Raw genomic sequence first — 18,630 nt, 5'->3', positions numbered from 1 at the left:
TTAATTTCGGGGAGAATAAAAATGAAAAGATCAGAATTAAAAGCAAATGCGAGAGAGCAATTACGTGGTAATTGGCTCTGGGCGGTCGGTTTATGTTTAGTTGGTGCAATTATGGCTAGTTTGACTAGTTCTTTTAGTATTGGAATCTTAGGCGGAATGGTTTTATATGGTGTTACTTATACATTTTTAGCCTTGGCAGATGGTAAAAAAATTGAAAATATTTTTAGTGCTATGTTCTCTGGATTTACTAGTCGTAAGTTTTTGCCAACGTTATTAACATCTTTGCTCGTTGATATTTTTATTTCCTTGTGGACAATTCTTCTAATTATCCCAGGAATTGTTAAGGGATATTCTTATTCCATGGCACCTTACATTGTTAAGGATCTGGCTGAAGCTGGCAAAGATATTGCGCCAACTGAAGCAATTAACAAAAGTCGTAAGTTAATGGATGGTCATAAAGTCGAGTTATTCTTATTAGATTTAAGTTTTATTGGCTGGGCAATTTTAGCTACTATTCCGTTGGGCTTAGGCTGGCTCTGGCTTACACCTTATTATCAAGCAACTAAAGCAAATTACTACCGTCAATTAGCTGGTGATCAGTTCAAAAAGACTATTGAAGCATAAAAAAAGAGAAATCGTTGTCGATTTCTCTTTTTGCTTATAATTAAAAAGTATTATTATCTTGTAAAAATTCTGCTGTTAGATCAGCTGCAGTTTTTTGGTAAGTATCAGTAAAGCTGTGGTCCGCACCTTCAACTAAGTGAAGAGTACTATTTTCATAAACTTGATCGTATTTTTTTGAGGCATCGGGGGAGACAACTGTGTCATTTGCACCATGTATCAAGCAGACAGGTCTAGTAAAGTGAACTGATACTTCGTAAATAGGTAATTGTTGTGCAATACGTAAGTAAAAACCGCCTAATGTTAGATCCTTAAATGGCAAGCGGTCCGGAATATGGTCTGGATTGTATTTAACCCCTTGCGTACTCCCGTTGAGAGCATCAGTTTTTAAGGTGGCAGCTGGAGCTAGAAGAACTACTTTTTTAATAATATCTGGATAGAGCCCAGCAAGCATTGAAGCAACAACACCGCCTTGAGAATGTCCTACCAAATAAATATTACGTACATGTGGATCAGTTTTAACGTAATTTAAAATCGCATTAGCATCTTCGATTTCATTTAGAACAGTCATGTTTTCGAATTTTCCATCAGAATCACCATGACCGTTAAAGTCAAAACGAACACTAGCAATATTTTCATCACGTAGTTCATCAGCAATTTCTTTTAGAAGAGGTGTATTACGGTTAGCAGTGAAACCGTGAAAAATAATTGCCATATCATAAATTTCACCAAAAGGTTCTTCACGAGTTCCAACCAAGTTTAAGCCATCGCGCTCAATTGTAATTGTTGCCATATAAATGCCTACTTTCTTTTTCTTTAACTTCATTATAGTCTGACATGTGAGATAATTTAGTAGCTTAATGAATTTTTAGTATAATATTTTCTTGGATAGTAAATAAAGGATTGTGATGATATGGATTTGTTATTAGTAAGACATGGAATTAGTGAGCACAATACTTCAGATGTAATCTCCGGCGGTACTAGTAACCCTAACTTAAGCCAAGCTGGTGTTAAGCAAGTAGAAGAAATAAGTAAAATAATTGATAATAATAAAATTGATCAAGTCTATGCTAGTCCCTTAATTCGTGCTAAAAGAACGGCGCAAATTTTAACTGATTTTCAAAAAGATATTATTACTGATGACCGTCTTAAAGAAATGGATTTTGGTTCATGGGAAGGTCAACATGCGGAAGGATTGAAGGTGAAATATCCCGACGCATTCGATGATTTAGGGACTATTAATAGCAAATATACAAAATATGCTAAAGATGGCGAAACTTTTGAGCAAGTGGCTGATCGAGTTGAAGATTTTTTAGCTGAAATTCAACCAAATTCTAATGACAAAACGATTATGGTTGTCTGTCACGGATTTGTAATTAGGAGTTTAATAGCTAGATGGTTTAAACTAAAAATTGAAGATGTAATGACGGTCAGAAATGTTAGTTTTACTGAACTTCATTTTGAAAAAGATGATGTTGAGCGACCACGGTTGATGACATTTAATCGGACGGAGCCTTTATATTACGGAACTAAGAGGTAATAAAATTTTATGAGAGTAGTAATTTTACGTCACGGAACTACTGAATTAAACAAGCAAGGAATGATTCAGGGATCAAGCGTTGATCCTGATCTGAGTAAAGAAGGCCGTGCTTATGCAGAAAAAGCAGCTCGAAATTTTGATCCTAGTCAATTTGATGCAGTCTATGCTAGCCCTTTAAAAAGAGCACAAGAAACTGCGAGAATTTTTGTAGGTGATAAAACGCCAATCAAAACCGATAAGCGAATTGAAGAATTAAATTATGGTTCTTGGGATGGAAAATCTTCTTTTGAATATCGGAAGAAGTATCCAGATGCTTTTAATAAAAAAGGTCTAATTACCGATAATATTTATAAGTATGCTTCAAATGTTGAAAAACGAGAAGATTTTAGACGAAGAATTGCATCGTTCTTTGATGATTTGTATCAAAAACATGCAAATGACACAGTTTTAGTCGTCTGTCATGGCGTGGTAAGTAGAATGATTTGCGCCCATTTTTTAACTAATGGCGATATTAAGCACTTTGATCAAATGCAAAATTGTGGACTAGCAGAATTAGATATTAATCAAGAATTTGGTACTTTGGTCTACTATAATCGAGTTTTAGCATAATTAAGATCTCATGCAGAAAGAGGGCATGAGATTTTTTATCCATAAATATTGACACAGTGTCACTTTAGGAATAAACTTAAGCTGCATTAAAGATGACACGGTGTCACAAGAGGGAATGATATGGTTAGCGAAACATTTAGAAATCTATCGGATGAAAAGAAAGAAAAAATTGCAAAGGCACTCTTGAAAGAATTTAGTACTTATCCCTTGGCTAAGGCTCAAGTTGCGCGAATTGTAAAGGATGCAGGTATTGCTAGGGGAGCATTTTATAAATATTTTGGAGACTTAAAAGATGCGTATGGTTATCTTTATAGTTTAGCAATGAAAGAGGTCCATATGGGACCTCCAACAAGGCTAAAAGAATTTGATCCAGAATTTTTTTATAAGATGACTGTTGATTTTATTAATCAGACAGAAAATAGTATTTATTTTGATCTGATTAAACTGCATCTTAGTCAAAACCAGGCTTTTATCGGAGAAGATGAGAAGCAAAAAGATGCTTTTCTAAATTTAAACTCTCAAGTTTGGGCTGCGATGGTTTTAACTCATGAAGCAATCGATCTAGCCTTGTTTGATAAAAAGAATAAAGCTAAGATCCTTAAACGTTACCATGAAAGTTTATGTTTGTTGCAAAGAAAGTAGGCAAAAATGTTTTTAGCTCTAAAAGAAATAAAATACGAAAAATTGCGTTATGGCTTAATTACTTTAATGATTTTTTTGATTTCATATTTAATTTTTATGCTTTCATCGCTAGCAGTTGGCTTAGCTTCGCAAAATACGCAGGCCGTCAATAGTTGGCAAACACAATCGGTTGTGTTGAATGATAATGCTAATGTAAGTTTGAGTCAGTCGCTTCTTACTAAGGCAGACTTGAAAGATTTTAAAAAGACTAATAATGATAGTTTCATTGGCTTAGTACCTATTGTGATTAAAGAAAAGAAACATCAGACAATTTCTGCACAATTTATCGGTTTAAAGAAAGACGAATACATATATAAAGATCTAGACATTGTTTCTGGTCGAAAAGCTAAGCATAATGACGAAATAGCTGTTGATCAAATTCTTTGGGATCGTGGTTATCGCTTGGGTGATAAAGTTACATTAAATGGGAGTGATCAAAAGTATAAAATTGTTGGTTTCTTAAAGAATGCCAAAATCAATATTGCTCCAATTGCTTATGGTACGATGGCAACTTGGAGAAAATTACGCCCAATGGCCCCAAATATTGAAGCTTCTGGAATTATTTCTAAAAAGAACTTAGATTTCAAAGCTAAAAATGTTAAATCTTATGATAAGCAAACCTTTATTAATAAGTTGCCTGGCTATACTGCTCAAAATTCAACTTTTGAATTAATGATTGGTTTCTTATTCGTAATTTCATTAATTATTATTGCGGTATTTTTATACATTTTAACAATGCAAAAGATGCCGAATTACGCAGTTTTAAGAGCACAAGGGATTCCAAGTAAGACTTTAATTGGCGCAACGTTAAGTCAATCGCTTATTTTGGTAATTTTAGGTACGGTTTTAGCATATATTTTGATGCTTATTACAGTTAGCGTGATGCCTGCTACTGTGCCAATTAATTTTGCACCATGGATTATGATCTCGACTTTTGCTGGGATGATTTTAATGGGAATAATCGGTGGTTTGATTCCAATTAAATCAATTCTTAAAGTTGACCCTTCAAAGGCTGTTTAAGGAAGGAAAAGTTCTATATGTCAGTAATTGAATTAAAAAATGTAAGTAAATCATATGGCCAAGGAAGTGCCAAAGTTGATGCCCTTAAAGATGTTGACTTTGAAGCTCAAAAAGGAGAAGTTGTCTTAATTGAAGGACCTTCTGGAGCTGGTAAAAGTACTTTCTTAACTATTGCGGGAGCCCTTCAAAAACCCAGTGATGGTGAAGTTTTCATTGGTGGAAAAAATGTTACTAATTATTCACCTAAGCAAGCCGATGCGTTAAGATTGGATAAAATTGGCTTTGTACTTCAGGCTTATAATTTAGTGCCATATTTGACTGTTAAAGAGCAGTTCGTTTTAGTAGATAAAGTTAAAAAGAGTGGCAATATGAGCCAAGAAGGATTAGATAATTTATTAAATGAATTAGGAATTATGCAGTTAATAAATAAATATCCTAAAGAATTATCTGGTGGCCAGCAGCAGAGAGTTGCAATCGCAAGAGCTTTATATGCGGATCCAGCAATTATTTTGGCAGATGAGCCAACTGCTTCCTTAGATAGTGAAAAAGTTGAAGAGGTAGGTAAACTATTTAAGTCTTTAGCTAAGCAAAAAGAAAAAGCAATTATCTTAGTTACTCATGACTTAAGGCTTAATAAGTATTCTGATAAAATCTATGAAATGTTAGATGGACATTTGAGTTTGAAAAAAGGATAAAATTCATCTTGAACTATATACAAGAAAGCGGTAACATAATATGTGAAAAGTGAATGTAGTGAGATTGTAGCAACTTTTTGCACAAAACCCACTTAACCCTGTTGATAAAGGGCTAAGTGGGCTTTTTTGTTGCTTTAAAGGAGGCAAGATGAAGATAACTAGAATTTTAAACAATAGCGCTGTGATTAGTGAAAACCAAGATCATGAAGAAATTATAGCTCTTGGTAAAGGTATTGCTTATGGTAAAAAAGTTGGGGATGAGTTTGATAAGCAGAAGATATATAAAATTTTTACGCCATTGTCTGATAGTCAAAGAAAGTTATTGCTAGAGACAATTCATGAGACAGATCCTATTTTCTTTCAAATTTCACAAAAAATTGTGGATAGGTTGAAACATGAAGAGAATATCGAATTAGCTGATAGTGTATATATTACTTTGACAGATCACCTTGCTACAAGTGTAGAAAGAGCGAAAAAGGGTTTGTATTTAAGTAATAAATTTATTTGGGAAGTTAAAAATTACTATCCCAAAGAATACAGATATGGTTTATGGGCTTTAAAGTTGTTAGATGCGCAATTTGATTTGAATTTTCCAGAAGATGAAGCAGGTTTTATTGCGGTACATATCATTAGTGGAGAGCTTGGGAATGATATCAGTGACTTTAGTAAATCTGTTGATTTTATAAAGTCAATTACTAAGATTGTTAGATACTATTTTCATATTGATATTGACTATCAATCCTTAAATTATAATCGTTTTGCCGTTCATTTGAAGTTCTTCTGGAAGGCAATGATGTATAAAAAAGATCAATCAAGCTTTGGAGACTTAAGTAGAGAAATTTTAAATGTAATAAAAAATAGTGATATTGAAGCTTATAAATGTGCTTTGAAGATAAAAGAGTATATTTCGGAAAAATACAATTATGAGTTAAACAATGAAGAAATTATGTATTTAGCTATACATATTAACAAGATCGTACACGGAGAAGAAAAATGAGTTATGAAAAGATGAACAAACAAATCATAGCCGCTGTTGGTGGAGAAGATAATATTCAATCAGTTGTCCACTGTGCAACAAGATTACGATTTGTTTTGAAAGACGAAAGTAAAGCAGATGATGCAGCCGCTGCAAGAATTCCGGGCGTTCTGCAAGTTGTAAAAAAGGCTGGACAATATCAATTAGTTATTGGAAGCACCGTAGAAGATGTTTACAACGATTTGGTTAAAATGATTAATATTGAAAATGACGATAATTATAAGTCTACGCCTAAAGAAAAGAAAAATATTTTCGATACTGTAATCAGTGTTATTACAGGATCCATTGCGCCAGCTATTCCATTACTTGCTGGTGCTGGTATGGGTAAAGTTTTACTTCTGATTTTAACAATTAGTGGCCTACTGTCAGATAAAAGTCAGACCTATCAAATTTTGAATTTAATTTTTGATACTGGATATTTCTTTATGCCAGCCTTTATTGGATTTTCTGCCGCTAAAGTATTCAATACTGATCAGTATTTGGGCGCTTTTATGGGCTTAGTAACTGAGCACCCAATTTGGACAGCAATGGTTGCAGCTAAAAAGCCAGTGGAGTTCTTAGGGATGCCGGTACAGTTGATCAAGTACTCTTCTACTTTAATTACTGCGATTATTTCTGTTTGGATTATGTCTTACATTTACAAGTATGTTAAGAAATATACTCCTAACATGGTTAAGATTTTTATGGTGCCAATGTTAACAATGTTAATTACGGCTCCACTAATCTTCCTAGTAATTGGGCCAATTTCTAACATGATTTCAGAAGGAATTGGATTTATTTCTATGTGGCTATTCCACAATGCGGGTATTGTGGCTATTCCGATCTTAGCAGCTGCATATCCATGGCTTGTTTCAATTGGTATTCACAAAGCTTTAAGTCCAATTAGTATTCAATTAGTAGCTACTCAAGGATTCGATCCAATTATTCGTGTAGTCGCATTATGTTCAAATATGTCTCAAGCAGCTGCTTCATTGGCTGTCGGTATGAAGAGTAAGAACAAAGAATTAAAGAGTTTAGCATTGTCATCAAGTGCTACTGCTTATTTAGGCGGAATTACAGAACCAGCATTGTTTGGTGTTAACTTACCATTAAAGAAACCTATGTATGGTGCAATGATTGGTGGTGCAATTGCTGGTGTTGTTGCAAGTTTTATGAAGATTAAAGCCTTTATTTACGTAACTCCTGCATTTTTAAGTTTGCCAATGTGGGTTTCTAAAACTGAAAATTTTGTCATTCAAGCTATTATTGTAATTATTGTTGCTAGTGTAGCTACATTTATAGCTACTTGGGTAATCGGATTTGATGATCCTGTGGACGAAAAGTCAGAAAAAAATAAGCAAAAAGAAGAATTTGAACAAACTCATGAAAAGCATGATTTAAAGAGCCCTGTAAAGGGAACTGTTGAACCACTTAGTGAGGTTAATGACGAAACTTTTGCTAGTGGAGTAATGGGTAAAGGAATTGCAATTGTTCCTAGTGAAGGTAAAATATACGCACCTGATGATGGGGTAGTTACAGCTACTTTTGATACTGGGCATGCAATTGGATTACATTTAGACAATGATGCAGATGTTTTAATTCATATTGGTATTGATACTGTTCAAATGAATGGTGATGGATTTAAACAATTAGTAAAAAAGGGGGACCATGTAAAAGCTGGACAAGAATTAGTTGATTTTGATATTGATAAAATTAAAAAAGCCGGCTATGATCCAACAGTTATGATGATTGTGTTGAATAGTAAAGATTTCTTAGAAGTATTGCCAGTTGTAAATAAAAAGGATGAGAAAAAAGATGTTACAACGAGTAGCAATGTCATTGTATTAGCTTAGGAGAAAATAGTATGAAATATTATCATGTCCCTCAAGACTTTAGGTGGGGCGTTGCGACAGCAGCTAATCAAGTAGAGGGTGCTTGGAATGAAGATGGCAAAGGACTTTCAATTGCTGATTGTGAACGTTATGATCCTAAAAAAGCTAAGGCAGGTTATAAAGTTGCAAATGATATAACCAGCTCTGAGATTCAAAAAGCTATTAAAGACAAGAAAAGCGATGGTTGGGGAAAGAGACACGGGGTCAATTTTTATCATACATACCCTGAAGATATAAAAAAACTTGCTGCTACTGGAATTAATACCTTTAGAACTTCAATTGCATGGAGTAGAATTTTTCCAAATGGTGATGATCCTGAACCTAATGAAAAAGGTCTAAAATTTTATGACAATTTATTTGATGAGCTACATAAATATAATATTGAGCCAATTATTACGCTGTCACATTATGAAATGCCATTAAATTTAGTTTTAAATTATGATGCTTGGTATGATCCAAAAGTCAGAGATTATTTTATGAGATTTGCGAAAATTGTTGTAGATCATTTTCATAAAAAAGTGAAATATTGGATTCCTATTAACGAAATTGATAGTATTTTGCGTCATCCGTTTTCTTCAGCGGGGTTAGTTAAAGATAGATTTCCAAATAAAAACTTTGAAAAAGTTATATACCAAGCAATGCATAATCAATTCGTTGCAGCTGCGTTAATTACAAAATATATTCATGAGAACTATACTGATCTAGTGGTTGGCTCGATGATTACTAGCACGATGGTTTATCCTTACAATAGCGATCCTCGAAATAGCCTAAAAAGTGTACAAGTAATGCGAGAAAGTTATAATTTTAGCGATATTCAAATTCGTGGTAACTATCCGTTAAATTTATTATCAAAACTCAAAAAACTTAATGTGAAGATAACGGAAAAAGAACTAAAAGTAATTAGAGATAATACGGCAGACTTTGTGGCATTTTCCTATTACTCTTCTATTTGTACTGCTTTTGATACTATTGGCTTAAAAATTACGAAAGCAAATAGAACTGAGGGAGTTTATAATAAATATTTACCGACTAGTGATTGGGGTTGGCAGATTGATCCAGTGGGATTAAGAATCATATTAATTAATTTATATGACCGCTATCAAAAACCTTTATTTATTGTAGAAAATGGATTAGGCGCAAAAGATAGTTTGACTGAAAGTGGAAAAGTTCATGATGATTATCGAATTGATTATTTGCGTAAGCATATTAGGCAAATGCTAATTTCTTTAGAAAATGATGGGATAGAGTTGATGGGATATTGTATGTGGGGAATGACGGATATGATTTCAGCATCAACTACCCAAATGTCCAAGCGATATGGCTTGATTTATGTTGATTTGGATGATTTAGGAAATGGAAGCTATCGACGTTACTTAAAGGACTCCTACTTTTGGTATCAAAAGTTGCTATCTTTTGGAGATAAAATTCCTAAAGATTATTTAGATAAATAAAAAAATACGCAGACACCAATAAAGTGTCTGCGTATTTTTTTATGAACGTATTACAAATTAGGATCAATCTTAAATCTCAATGGAGAATCTGCCGTTTGAGCAGTGATAAGTTTTGCAATTAGTTTTTGATAGTTCTTAATAGCAACATCAGCTAGTTTTTTGTTTGCTTCATTGACTAGATCAATTTTTTTAGCATTATCTTTTTCTTGAGCTAATTTTTTGTCGTAATCAACTCGTAATTTATTCAAAGCTAGATTAGTTGCTTTTTGAGTATTAACTAAATTAGTTGCATATTTACTCCAATTCCGATCAACTAAGACGCTAGCCATTTTAAAGACCCAATAGGCGGAATTAGTAGTAAATTCTTCTTTTCCGTATTTAAACATCGTAGGTACTTGAGTGCCTTGAGGATAGAAGGGAATGTAAACACTTTGAGCAGCAATTCCCATTGCAAGCCAATGAACCATATCTTCATCTCTGAGCTGCAACAAATGAGATTCTTGAGTGGTAGCAACAGCAATTGGTCGGTAAGCTGGTTGTCCTTCATTTTTAGAATTAGTTAAATCATATTTTGTACCATTGAAGTGATCACTCAAAACACGTTGCGCTTCTTGAATTGATATAGGATGATCAGGTTTTCTAATAAATGGTAGATCAAAACTTTCTGGATCCTGGCTTACTGATGGAGTCAAGAGTTTTTGCCCACTCCAAACACGTGGCGTATTGTAAGTTAAATCAGAATCATCATGTGTACCAAATATTAATCTAAAATTAAATGGTTTATTCTTTGGCCAGAGATTATTTTGATAAACGAAATCTTGAATGCCAGGAGAGGTAATGAAATTCTTTTTATCACTAAAATCAATTACTTGAATTGCTAATTGATTAGCTACTACGGCATAAGAATCATCGGGAATACGCTGAGCAACATAATGATGACCAGAACCAATCTCCATATACCAGGCTTCATCTCTATCTGCAAATAAAATTCCATCTGCTTCAGCTGCGCCATGCTCTTGAACAATTTTACCTAAACGTTCAACACCTTCTCGAGCGGATTTAATGAATGGCAGAACAACTGTTATCATAGCTTCTTCTAAGATCCCTTTTTCTTCATCAAAAGGATCAACAGCCATGACACGATCATTAGCATAAGCACTTTCTGTAGCACTCATTGCAACGTGATATTCATTGATACCATCTTCTTCGAATACACCATATTTATCTATCCATTCAGGGGTAGAAGAATAAGAAAAACGTTCGTTAGGTAGTGTTATTTGAAATTTATTATCTTTTGATTTAAAAATGTTATTTTTCTTTATTTGATGTTGGTTAAATGCAAGATGCTTTGGCCAAGCAGTTTTAGCATCTTCATTACGGCCAATAATTACGCTGCCATCGACAGTGGCTTTTTTACCAATTAAAATCGATGTACAAGAAGAACGTCCAACAGGAGATATCATAGGTTTCACACTTTCTATTGATGATATAATATAATCTATATTGTATAACGTATAAAACTTAAAAATAAGTGAGGGTATTAAAATGGCAGAATTACCAGAAGATAAAAAAATTATTCTTACAACTGATTACAAAGATAATACCATTAATATGGAATTTTCTGACAATTTAGTTGATAATCGTGAAAAAGGATATATTCTCTCAGCCGCATTTTTTGCATTTGCTGCGAATGAAGGCCTAGATAAACAACAAGTTATTGAAATGGTCAATTCCCATTATGATCAATTTACTGGGGATGATGATTCAAGTTTATTCAAAAGATTATAGAAATTGAGATAAAATTCTCCACATTTTCATTTTTTTGTTATAATATAGTCACGGAGAAAATAACAGATGTTAGGCAATCTTTGTTATTTTTAGATGATCTCTATGTGTTGATGTTGATAATATAATTAAGTGAGGTAATTAAAGTGGCTAGAAAAAAGGAAATAGACAAGCAAAGAATTCTCGATGCTGCTTATAAATTAGCAGTTCGTGGTGGAATTGAAAGTTTAACTGCAAGAAACATTGCTAAGGCAGTTAACTGCTCAACCCAACCAATTTATCTTGAATTTGAAAATATGCAGGATTTACGTAATCAAGTTCTAGCAAGAATTTCTGATGAATTGAAGTCTAACACTCTTCAACAGAACTTTACAGGTGAACCATTGATCGATTTAGATCTTTCATACTTATACTTTGCTAAAGAACATGTTGATTTATTTAGAGCAATGTTTGTAGATGGTAAGTGTGGCAACCAAATGATTGTTGATACTTTGATGGGACTTGGAATTGAAAAATTCAAGCAACAATTTGATGCAGAACAATATTCTGATGAAAGACTCAAGCATATTATTGTTGCCAACTGGATTGCTGCTACTGGATTAGCAACTTTACTCATTAACAAGATGGCAAACTTTACGCAAGCTCAAATGATTAGTGTTTTGAAGGCACAAATTCATGATGCTATGCTAAATGACCGTCTTACTAATGTAGAAGAAAATCCATTATTTGCTGCAGACACTGATGCTTCTCTTGAAGAACGTCTAGGCTAATTTTATAAATTAATTAAACACCGCTTTCAAGTGAAAGTGGTGTTTTTTTGTTAAAATTAAAATATAGCTTTCAAAATTGTAAAATTAAAACGTATAATTTAAGGGAAAGACAGTTAAGAGAAAGGTGACGTAGAAATGAAGCTCTTTGCAATTGTGGGTAGCAACGCAGATCATTCTTATAATCGAGATTTGCTAAAATTTATTAAAAAGCATTTTACTGGCAGATATGACATTGAATTAGGAGAAGTTAGAGATCTCCCAATGTTTAAAGAGGGAGTTGAAGAACCTGCTGAAGTGGCTAGTTTTGCTAAGAAAGTAACTGAAGCTGATGCAGTCTTAATCTCTACGCCAGAGCAACAACACTCAGTTCCTTCATCTTTGAAGAGTGCTTTAGAATGGCTTTCATCAGCTGAGCATTCTTTTAAGGATAAACCAGTGGTTATTGTAGGAACTTCAGTTTTACCACAAGGTTCTGCTCGGGGACAAAGTCATTTAAAGATGGTACTTTCTTCTCCAGGCTTTAGCGCTAAAGTGTTTAATGGAGATGAATTTATGATGGGAACTGCTCCAGAACAATTTGATGAAAATGGCGATTTACCAGATGGAACTGTTAAGTTTTTAGATCATTTCTTTGATGAATTCGACGTTTTCTATTCTGAAGTAGGTAACTGCAAGTAGGGAGGTAGAACATGAAATTATTAGCAATTGTTGGTACGAATGCAGATTTTTCATATAACAGATTTTTGGAACAATTTATGGCTAAACGCTATCAAGATCAAGCTGAAATTGAAGTATATGAGATTGCTGATCTACCTCGGTTCAAAAAAGAAGCACAACCAGATAGCAAGGTTGAAGAATTTAAAAATAAAATTCGTGAAGCCGATGGTGTGATTTTTGCTACACCAGAATATGACCACGGAATTCCATCTTCATTAAAGAGTGCAATGGAATGGACTGGTAGTCATGCTCAAGGAAATGCAGACGTGATGAAAATGAAGCCAGCTATGGTTTTGGGTGCATCTTACGGTATTCAAGGAGCTTCAAGAGCACAAGAAGAAATGCGTGAAATTTTACTTTCACCTGATCAAGGTGCCAATGTTTTGCCAGGAAATGAAATTTTAATTGGTCATGCTGCAGATAAGTTTGATAAAAATACTGGAGATTTATTAGACCAAGAAACAATCCATGCGATTGATTTGGCATTCAACAACTTTGTCAAATTTGTTGAACAAGCTAAAAAATAAGTAAAGTCTTATTTTTGCATTGTCAAAAAGAACTAGATAGATATTTTCTATCTAGCTTTTTTTGTCATTAAAGTTTATCATTTTAATGAAAGAAAGCATTTTCACAAAGCTTAGAAAAGAGAGATTGAGATGCTCGGTTTTTCAGTTTACTTGGATAAAGATTTAACAGCAGATGACCATAATTATTTGCTGGGAATGAGAAACGCTGGTTTTAACGAGGTATTTACTTCGTTGACTGGGTTAAATGATGAAGCAGAAACAATTTTAAAGAGATTAAATCAGTTAACTAGCTGGTGCAAGGATCTAGAATTAAAGGTCATGGCTGATGTGTCGCAAGATGATTTACATTATTTAGGCTATGATTTAGCCGATGTAGAAAAATTAAAGACACTTAACGTTACAGGCTTAAGAATTAATGATCAAGTATTGATGCGGTTTGTATCTAAATTATCTAAATCTATGTGGGTATCTTTAAATGCAATTTATTTACAGCCAGAAGATATTACTCATTTGAAAGAAGAAGCAGCTAACTTTGATCATATTAGGGCTTTATTTGATTTCTATTCTCAAGCAGAAACTGGAATGGATGAAAGTTGGTTTAAGAAGAAAAATCAATGGCTACGTAAATGTAATTTAGAAACTGCGGCTTTTATTTCAGGAGATGGCGTTAAGAGAGGTCCATTTTTTGCTGGAGAAACTACACTTGAATCTCAACGAGGTGTTTACCCATTAGCTGCGGCTCTTAACTTGAAAGACTTAGCTTGCAGTAATGTTATTGTGGGCGATCGTCTAACTAGCGAAACGATTAAGTCTTTTGCGCGTTACACTAAAGAACATGCAATTACGCTTCACGTAGTAGATGAAGAAAGTTCATTGCTTGAAGAAAATCACTGGCACAATTATTTGTATCTTGCTCAAGATATCGTTAGACTACATTGTGAAGGAAAATTACCCGAACTTGAAGCTCAAGAATTGCCGTTAGACCGTCCTGCTGGAACGATTAGTATTAATAGTAATGGCTTAAACAGTGATGAAGTTCATATTACTAAGCGTAACTTGCCAGCTGATAAAGAAGTAAGAATAGTTGGTAAGGTTTGTGCTAGTGAGTGTAGTTTGCTTTCGCATATTGAGCCAGAGCAAAAAGTTGTTTTTAAAAAATTAGAAAAGTAGGGATTACAAAATGATTAGGCCAAACGTTTTACCACTAGAGCATGTGCCTAATGCACGTGATTTAGGAGGCTATGTAGGTTTTGATGGCCGTAAAATTAAAATGCACCGTCTTCTTAGAACTGGTAAATTATGTCAAATGACCAAGGAAGATGAAACTTTTTTACTTAATTATGGCTTAACTAAAATTATTGATTTGCGTTCACCTAAGGAAATTCAAATTACTCCTGATGTTATACCGGCAGGAATAGAGCATATTGATAATCCAATTCATGGCAATCAGAGTGCAGAAACAGATCAAAAGATAGCACAATTGAAGAAAACATATACTAAAGATCAATATGCTGGCTTTAAAACGATGTGTCATCAGTATTATTCTTCTGTTAGTCAAGAATACTCGCAAAAAGCATTTAGAAATCTACTGAATATCTTCGCTAATACTAAAGATGGTGCGATTATTTTTCATTGTTCTGAAGGAAAAGATCGTACGGGGCTAGCTACAGTTTTAATTTTGTATCTTTTAGGCGTTGATATGGAAACTATCAGACAAGACTATTTATTTTCAAACCTAATGCTTGGCAAATATCAGGCTATGATGAATCAAAAGATAGTTGACGAAGGCGGCGGTGTAGTTTTACGTGCCAATGTTAGAAGCTTAGCAAGTGTCGCAAATGAATATTTGGATACAGCTCTTTTATTAATTGATGAAAAGTATAACGGCCTTGATAACTATATTAAAAATATTTTGAAGATTGATGATGAGTTGATTCAAAGCTTAAGAGAGTTGTATTTAGAGCCAAAGAGGGCATCAAAATGATAGAGAATTATGCTTCAACTCCAATTTCAAAAGTTGGTCGTGGCTTAGGCACGGTTATTACTTTACAGATCTATGGCGATCAAAACGAAAAAATCTTAAATCAGAGCTTTGATTTAATTGCGGGATATGAGGATCGCTTAACTGTAAATCGTGATCATTCTGAAGTGATGGATGTTAATCATGCTGCAGGTCTTCATCCTGTTCAAGTTTCAGCAAGCACATATAATCTAATTAAGCTAGCAGTTTATGAAAGTAAGCAAAACTTCGGTTTCAATGCACTTATTGGACCAGTTGTAAAACTCTGGCATATTGGCTTTAAAGGAGCACATGTCCCCACTGATGCACAAATCAAAGCGAAGATGAGTTTAACTAATCCTGATGATGTTGTTTTAGACGATGCTAACCAAACTGTTTTCCTAACTAAAAAAGGAATGGAACTTGATTTAGGAGGCATTGCTAAAGGTTATATTGCAGATAGAATTAGAGATCTTTGGCGTGCATATGATGTGCGAGCTGGGATTATCAATTTAGGCGGCAATGTTTTATTTGTAAATAGTTCTCCAAAAAGAGCAAGTGGCGAATGGATTTTAGGTGTTCAAGATCCGAAAAAGAAACGTGGAGATAACCTTACCACTGCCACAGTTCACGAATGCTCAGCTGTAACTAGTGGGACATATGAACGCTTTTTAGAAATTAATGGCAAGAAATACCATCACATTATTGATCCTAAGACTGGGTATCCAGTTCAGACTCATGTAGCGGGCGTTACCCTATTTACTCGGGATTCAGTTCAAGCAGAGATTGAATGTAAACGACTATTTTTTGCTGGTGGATCGATTCCAGGATGGAAAAATGATAAGGCCGGTCGCTATGGTGCAATATTTGTGTACGATGACGATTCAATTGAAAGAATTGGCGTATAAAAAAGATTCGGAAATTTCCGAATCTTTTTTTAGTGAAATATTAACCTACGGTTCGACTAATACCAAAGATTGTCTTAAAGACCCCATTAGATAAACCTGGAGTATTATAAATAATTACTCGTAAAATTGGTGAGTCGACTGTTTGTTGGATAAACCAAGGATTTTGAAAAGCTTGGCACATGGATAAGGCAACGTAAACTAAGAAGTAAGCCGCAATGAAAGAAACAATTGCTCCTAGGACATTGTCTAACAAATTACTAAGCCCCTTATTAGTGCGATCTCGCTTAGGAAGCCAGCCCTTGAATATTTTTAGAATCATCTTTCCGATGAACCAAATTACGAAGAAAGCTAAGAATCGATAACCAATTAATTCAAGACTAACATTACCGGTCGTTGGAACTAGATTACCTGAAAATTGTTGGTAGAACCAATTTCCTAAACTGTTTTGACCTAAAATTGCAGCAGCAAAGACAATTGCCCCAAAAATCATATTAATAACACGTTGAGCAAATCCCAGCTGGTATCCTTTGTAGGTTTGGTAGCCGAGATAAAGAATCACAATAAGCGTAATAATCATGAATTTAACCCCTTTTGCTAATCATTATAGCCTATAGATATTGATTTAAATACATATTTTTTCAGACTTAGTTGTTTTTTGACGATTCTTAAAAAATACTACATAATTAAATACGTTAGTTTATGATGATGATAGTATTGTTAACCGACTTTAATTGCGGTAAATTAGGAGTGTGAAACTAGGTTTCACGGGTGAGAAATGAATCCAGAAATTTTTGCAGAAGAACTCGCAAATCACGGCTTTAAGCTTAGCAATAAGCAAAAAGAACAGTTTGCGACATACTATAACAAATTAATTGAATTTAATAAAAAGGTCAATCTTACTAGAATTACTGATAAAAACGAGGTTTACTTAAAACATTTCTTTGATAGTATTACGCCTCTTTTAGAGTTTTCAGACTTATTTAAAGGTGAGAAGAGTTTATGTGATGTGGGTGCTGGAGCAGGATTTCCTTCTTTACCAATTAAAATTTTGTGTCCAGACTTAAGCATTACGATTGTTGATTCTTTAGGTAAACGATTAAAGTTTTTAGATGAACTCATAAATGATTTAAGTTTAGATAAAGTTACTTTAGTTCATAGTCGTGCAGAGGATGCTGGACAAAACAAAAATTTACGAGAAAAGTTTGATTTGGTTACTGGACGTGCAGTGGCAAGAATGAGTGTTTTGAGCGAGTATTGTATACCTTTAGCTAAGGTTGATGGATATTTGGTTGCCCTTAAGGGACCTAAAGCACAGGATGAGTTGGTTGAAGCCAAAAATGCAATTGAAGTATTGGGCGGAAGAGTTGAAGAAGTAAAAGAATTAACGCTTCCCGATACAGATGATGAACGTACCTTGATTGTTGTTAAAAAGGTAAAAGCTACGCCAAAGAAGTATCCACGTCAGGCTGGCACACCGAATAAAAAACCACTTTAAATTTAATTGGAGGATTTAGATTATGGCATTTTCATTATTTGGCAATCGTCAAAAAAAGATTCCTGAAAGTAAGCAAGTTCAAGAAATTGAACTAGATAAAATTATGCCTAACCGCTATCAGCCACGCCATACTTTTAGCGATGAATCAATTGAAGAATTAGCTACTACTTTGAAAGAGCAAGGACTACTTCAACCTATTATTTTACGTAAGCCAGCTGATGGTCCTGAGGGTGAATACGAAATTATTGCAGGTGAGCGACGCTTTCGTGCAGCTCAATCACTGAAGTGGGCTAAAATTCCAGCTATTGTTGAGAATATGGATGATGAAAAAGCCGCTTCTTTGGCATTAGTTGAAAACTTACAACGTGAGAACCTTAATCCAATTGATGAAGCACAAGCTTATGTTCAATTGATGAAAGTTAATAACTTAACTCAAACTGAATTAGCAGATCAGATGGGAAAGACCCAATCATACATTGCTAATAAGATTAGATTGCTTAAATTAACTCCTAAGGTACAAGGCTTTTTAATTGATAAGAAGATTTCTCAACGTCATGGTCGTGCGCTTTTAGCTTTGAATGAAGAAGACCAAGATACGGCTGTTAGCGAAATTATTAAAAATGGTCTGACTGTAAAAGAAACTGAAGAGATGGTAAAAGACCTCGATGGCTACTTTGAAGCGCAGAAGCAGGCCAAAGAAGAAGAGCTTGAAGAGAATAAACCTGAAAAAGAAAAAAAGCCTAAGAAAAAAGTTCAAGTTCGAACAGCTAATGACTTTAAAGTACAAATTAACACCATTAAAAAAGCAATTAAAATGGCAAAAGATTCGGGAATGACCGTAAAGTATAAAGAAGATAAAAAGGGAGATTCCTATAAAATTACTATTGAATTGCTTAAAAAGTAAG

Annotated in this window: 21 protein-coding genes; 18 read left to right on the top strand and 3 right to left on the bottom strand. The window is 34.1% G+C overall.

Annotated features, from left to right (window positions below; all coding sequences use genetic code 11):
* The first annotated feature begins 21 nt into the window (after positions 1–21).
* Positions 22–624, top strand: coding sequence for a DUF975 family protein (locus LGAS_RS08665; RefSeq protein WP_003646645.1), 603 nt, complete (start codon positions 22–24; stop codon positions 622–624).
* A gap of 40 nt (positions 625–664) precedes the next feature.
* Here the strand turns inward: LGAS_RS08665 and LGAS_RS08660 are convergent, their stop codons facing one another.
* Positions 665–1,414 (bottom strand): alpha/beta hydrolase, encoded by a 750-nt coding sequence (locus LGAS_RS08660; protein ID WP_025012242.1) that lies wholly within the window; start codon positions 1,412–1,414, stop codon positions 665–667.
* Between the two features lie 120 nt (positions 1,415–1,534).
* On the opposite strand from LGAS_RS08660, the gene LGAS_RS08655 reads away from it, so the two are divergent.
* The 8 genes from LGAS_RS08655 (at position 1,535) to LGAS_RS08620 (ending at position 9,524) form a co-directional block, all read left to right on the top strand.
* Positions 1,535–2,161 carry a histidine phosphatase family protein gene (locus LGAS_RS08655; RefSeq protein WP_003655335.1) on the top strand — a complete coding sequence of 209 codons (627 nt, stop codon included), beginning with the start codon at positions 1,535–1,537 and terminating at the stop codon, positions 2,159–2,161.
* Between the two features lie 9 nt (positions 2,162–2,170).
* Positions 2,171–2,770, top strand: a complete 600-nt coding sequence (locus LGAS_RS08650; RefSeq protein WP_003646646.1) for a histidine phosphatase family protein — start codon at positions 2,171–2,173, stop codon at positions 2,768–2,770.
* Between the two features lie 120 nt (positions 2,771–2,890).
* Positions 2,891–3,412 (top strand): TetR/AcrR family transcriptional regulator, encoded by a 522-nt coding sequence (locus tag LGAS_RS08645; protein ID WP_003646647.1) that lies wholly within the window; start codon positions 2,891–2,893, stop codon positions 3,410–3,412.
* Between the two features lie 6 nt (positions 3,413–3,418).
* The gene (locus LGAS_RS08640; RefSeq protein ID WP_003646648.1) at positions 3,419–4,471 is read left to right on the top strand and encodes an ABC transporter permease; all 1,053 of its coding nucleotides are present in this window, start codon (positions 3,419–3,421) and stop codon (positions 4,469–4,471) included.
* A 17-nt stretch (positions 4,472–4,488) separates the two neighbouring features.
* A complete protein-coding gene (locus LGAS_RS08635) occupies positions 4,489–5,166 on the top strand; it encodes an ABC transporter ATP-binding protein (protein ID WP_003655331.1) in 678 nt (225 codons plus the stop codon).
* 148 nt (positions 5,167–5,314) lie between these two features.
* Positions 5,315–6,163, top strand: coding sequence for a PRD domain-containing protein (locus LGAS_RS08630; protein ID WP_003655330.1), 849 nt, complete (start codon positions 5,315–5,317; stop codon positions 6,161–6,163).
* Positions 6,160–8,034, top strand: a complete 1,875-nt coding sequence (locus tag LGAS_RS08625) for a PTS beta-glucoside transporter subunit IIBCA (protein WP_003655327.1) — start codon at positions 6,160–6,162, stop codon at positions 8,032–8,034. The genes LGAS_RS08630 and LGAS_RS08625 overlap by 4 nt, the downstream gene beginning before the upstream one ends.
* An 11-nt stretch (positions 8,035–8,045) precedes the next feature.
* Positions 8,046–9,524 carry a glycoside hydrolase family 1 protein gene (locus LGAS_RS08620; protein ID WP_011678986.1) on the top strand — a complete coding sequence of 493 codons (1,479 nt, stop codon included), beginning with the start codon at positions 8,046–8,048 and terminating at the stop codon, positions 9,522–9,524.
* A 50-nt stretch (positions 9,525–9,574) separates the two neighbouring features.
* On the opposite strand, the gene LGAS_RS08615 is transcribed toward LGAS_RS08620, so the two are convergent.
* Positions 9,575–10,987 (bottom strand): C69 family dipeptidase, encoded by a 1,413-nt coding sequence (locus tag LGAS_RS08615; RefSeq protein WP_003656977.1) that lies wholly within the window; start codon positions 10,985–10,987, stop codon positions 9,575–9,577.
* An 82-nt stretch (positions 10,988–11,069) separates the two neighbouring features.
* On the opposite strand from LGAS_RS08615, the gene LGAS_RS08610 reads away from it, so the two are divergent.
* The 7 genes from LGAS_RS08610 to LGAS_RS08580 all read left to right on the top strand — a co-directional run bounded on the left by LGAS_RS08610 (position 11,070) and on the right by LGAS_RS08580 (position 16,230).
* Positions 11,070–11,312: a hypothetical protein gene (locus LGAS_RS08610; protein ID WP_011678984.1), complete on the top strand. Its 243-nt coding sequence runs from the start codon at positions 11,070–11,072 to the stop codon at positions 11,310–11,312.
* A gap of 143 nt (positions 11,313–11,455) precedes the next feature.
* A complete protein-coding gene (locus LGAS_RS08605) occupies positions 11,456–12,079 on the top strand; it encodes a TetR/AcrR family transcriptional regulator (RefSeq protein ID WP_011678983.1) in 624 nt (207 codons plus the stop codon).
* 135 nt (positions 12,080–12,214) lie between these two features.
* Positions 12,215–12,757, top strand: coding sequence for an NADPH-dependent FMN reductase (locus LGAS_RS08600; protein WP_003646652.1), 543 nt, complete (start codon positions 12,215–12,217; stop codon positions 12,755–12,757).
* A gap of 11 nt (positions 12,758–12,768) precedes the next feature.
* Complete coding sequence (gene nfr2 / locus LGAS_RS08595) at positions 12,769–13,323, top strand: NADH-dependent flavin reductase subunit 2 (RefSeq protein ID WP_003656179.1); 555 nt, start codon at positions 12,769–12,771, stop codon at positions 13,321–13,323.
* A 129-nt stretch (positions 13,324–13,452) separates the two neighbouring features.
* Positions 13,453–14,493, top strand: a complete 1,041-nt coding sequence (locus LGAS_RS08590; protein WP_003656178.1) for a MupG family TIM beta-alpha barrel fold protein — start codon at positions 13,453–13,455, stop codon at positions 14,491–14,493.
* Positions 14,494–14,503: 10 nt separating this feature from the next.
* Entirely contained in the window at positions 14,504–15,307 is an 804-nt protein-coding gene (locus LGAS_RS08585; protein WP_003656177.1) for a tyrosine-protein phosphatase, read from the top strand.
* A complete protein-coding gene (locus tag LGAS_RS08580; RefSeq protein ID WP_003646654.1) occupies positions 15,304–16,230 on the top strand; it encodes an FAD:protein FMN transferase in 927 nt (308 codons plus the stop codon). Before LGAS_RS08585 ends, LGAS_RS08580 begins: the two co-directional genes overlap by 4 nt.
* Before the next feature lie 40 nt (positions 16,231–16,270).
* Here LGAS_RS08580 and LGAS_RS08575 read toward each other — a convergent pair whose 3' ends face one another.
* A complete protein-coding gene (locus tag LGAS_RS08575) occupies positions 16,271–16,807 on the bottom strand; it encodes a CvpA family protein (protein ID WP_003646655.1) in 537 nt (178 codons plus the stop codon).
* A 198-nt stretch (positions 16,808–17,005) separates the two neighbouring features.
* On the opposite strand from LGAS_RS08575, the gene rsmG reads away from it, so the two are divergent.
* Together rsmG and noc are read left to right on the top strand one after the other, a co-directional pair.
* Complete coding sequence (gene rsmG, locus LGAS_RS08570) at positions 17,006–17,725, top strand: 16S rRNA (guanine(527)-N(7))-methyltransferase RsmG (RefSeq protein ID WP_003656176.1); 720 nt, start codon at positions 17,006–17,008, stop codon at positions 17,723–17,725.
* Positions 17,726–17,747: 22 nt separating this feature from the next.
* Positions 17,748–18,629, top strand: a complete 882-nt coding sequence (gene noc, locus LGAS_RS08565) for a nucleoid occlusion protein (protein ID WP_003646656.1) — start codon at positions 17,748–17,750, stop codon at positions 18,627–18,629.
* Position 18,630 lies beyond the last annotated feature (1 nt).

Source organism: Lactobacillus gasseri ATCC 33323 = JCM 1131 (genome assembly GCF_000014425.1).
Classification (GTDB): domain Bacteria; phylum Bacillota; class Bacilli; order Lactobacillales; family Lactobacillaceae; genus Lactobacillus; species Lactobacillus gasseri.
The sequence above is the reverse complement of the archived record's forward strand: the minus strand, read 5'-3'. Positions and strand labels throughout refer to the sequence as shown.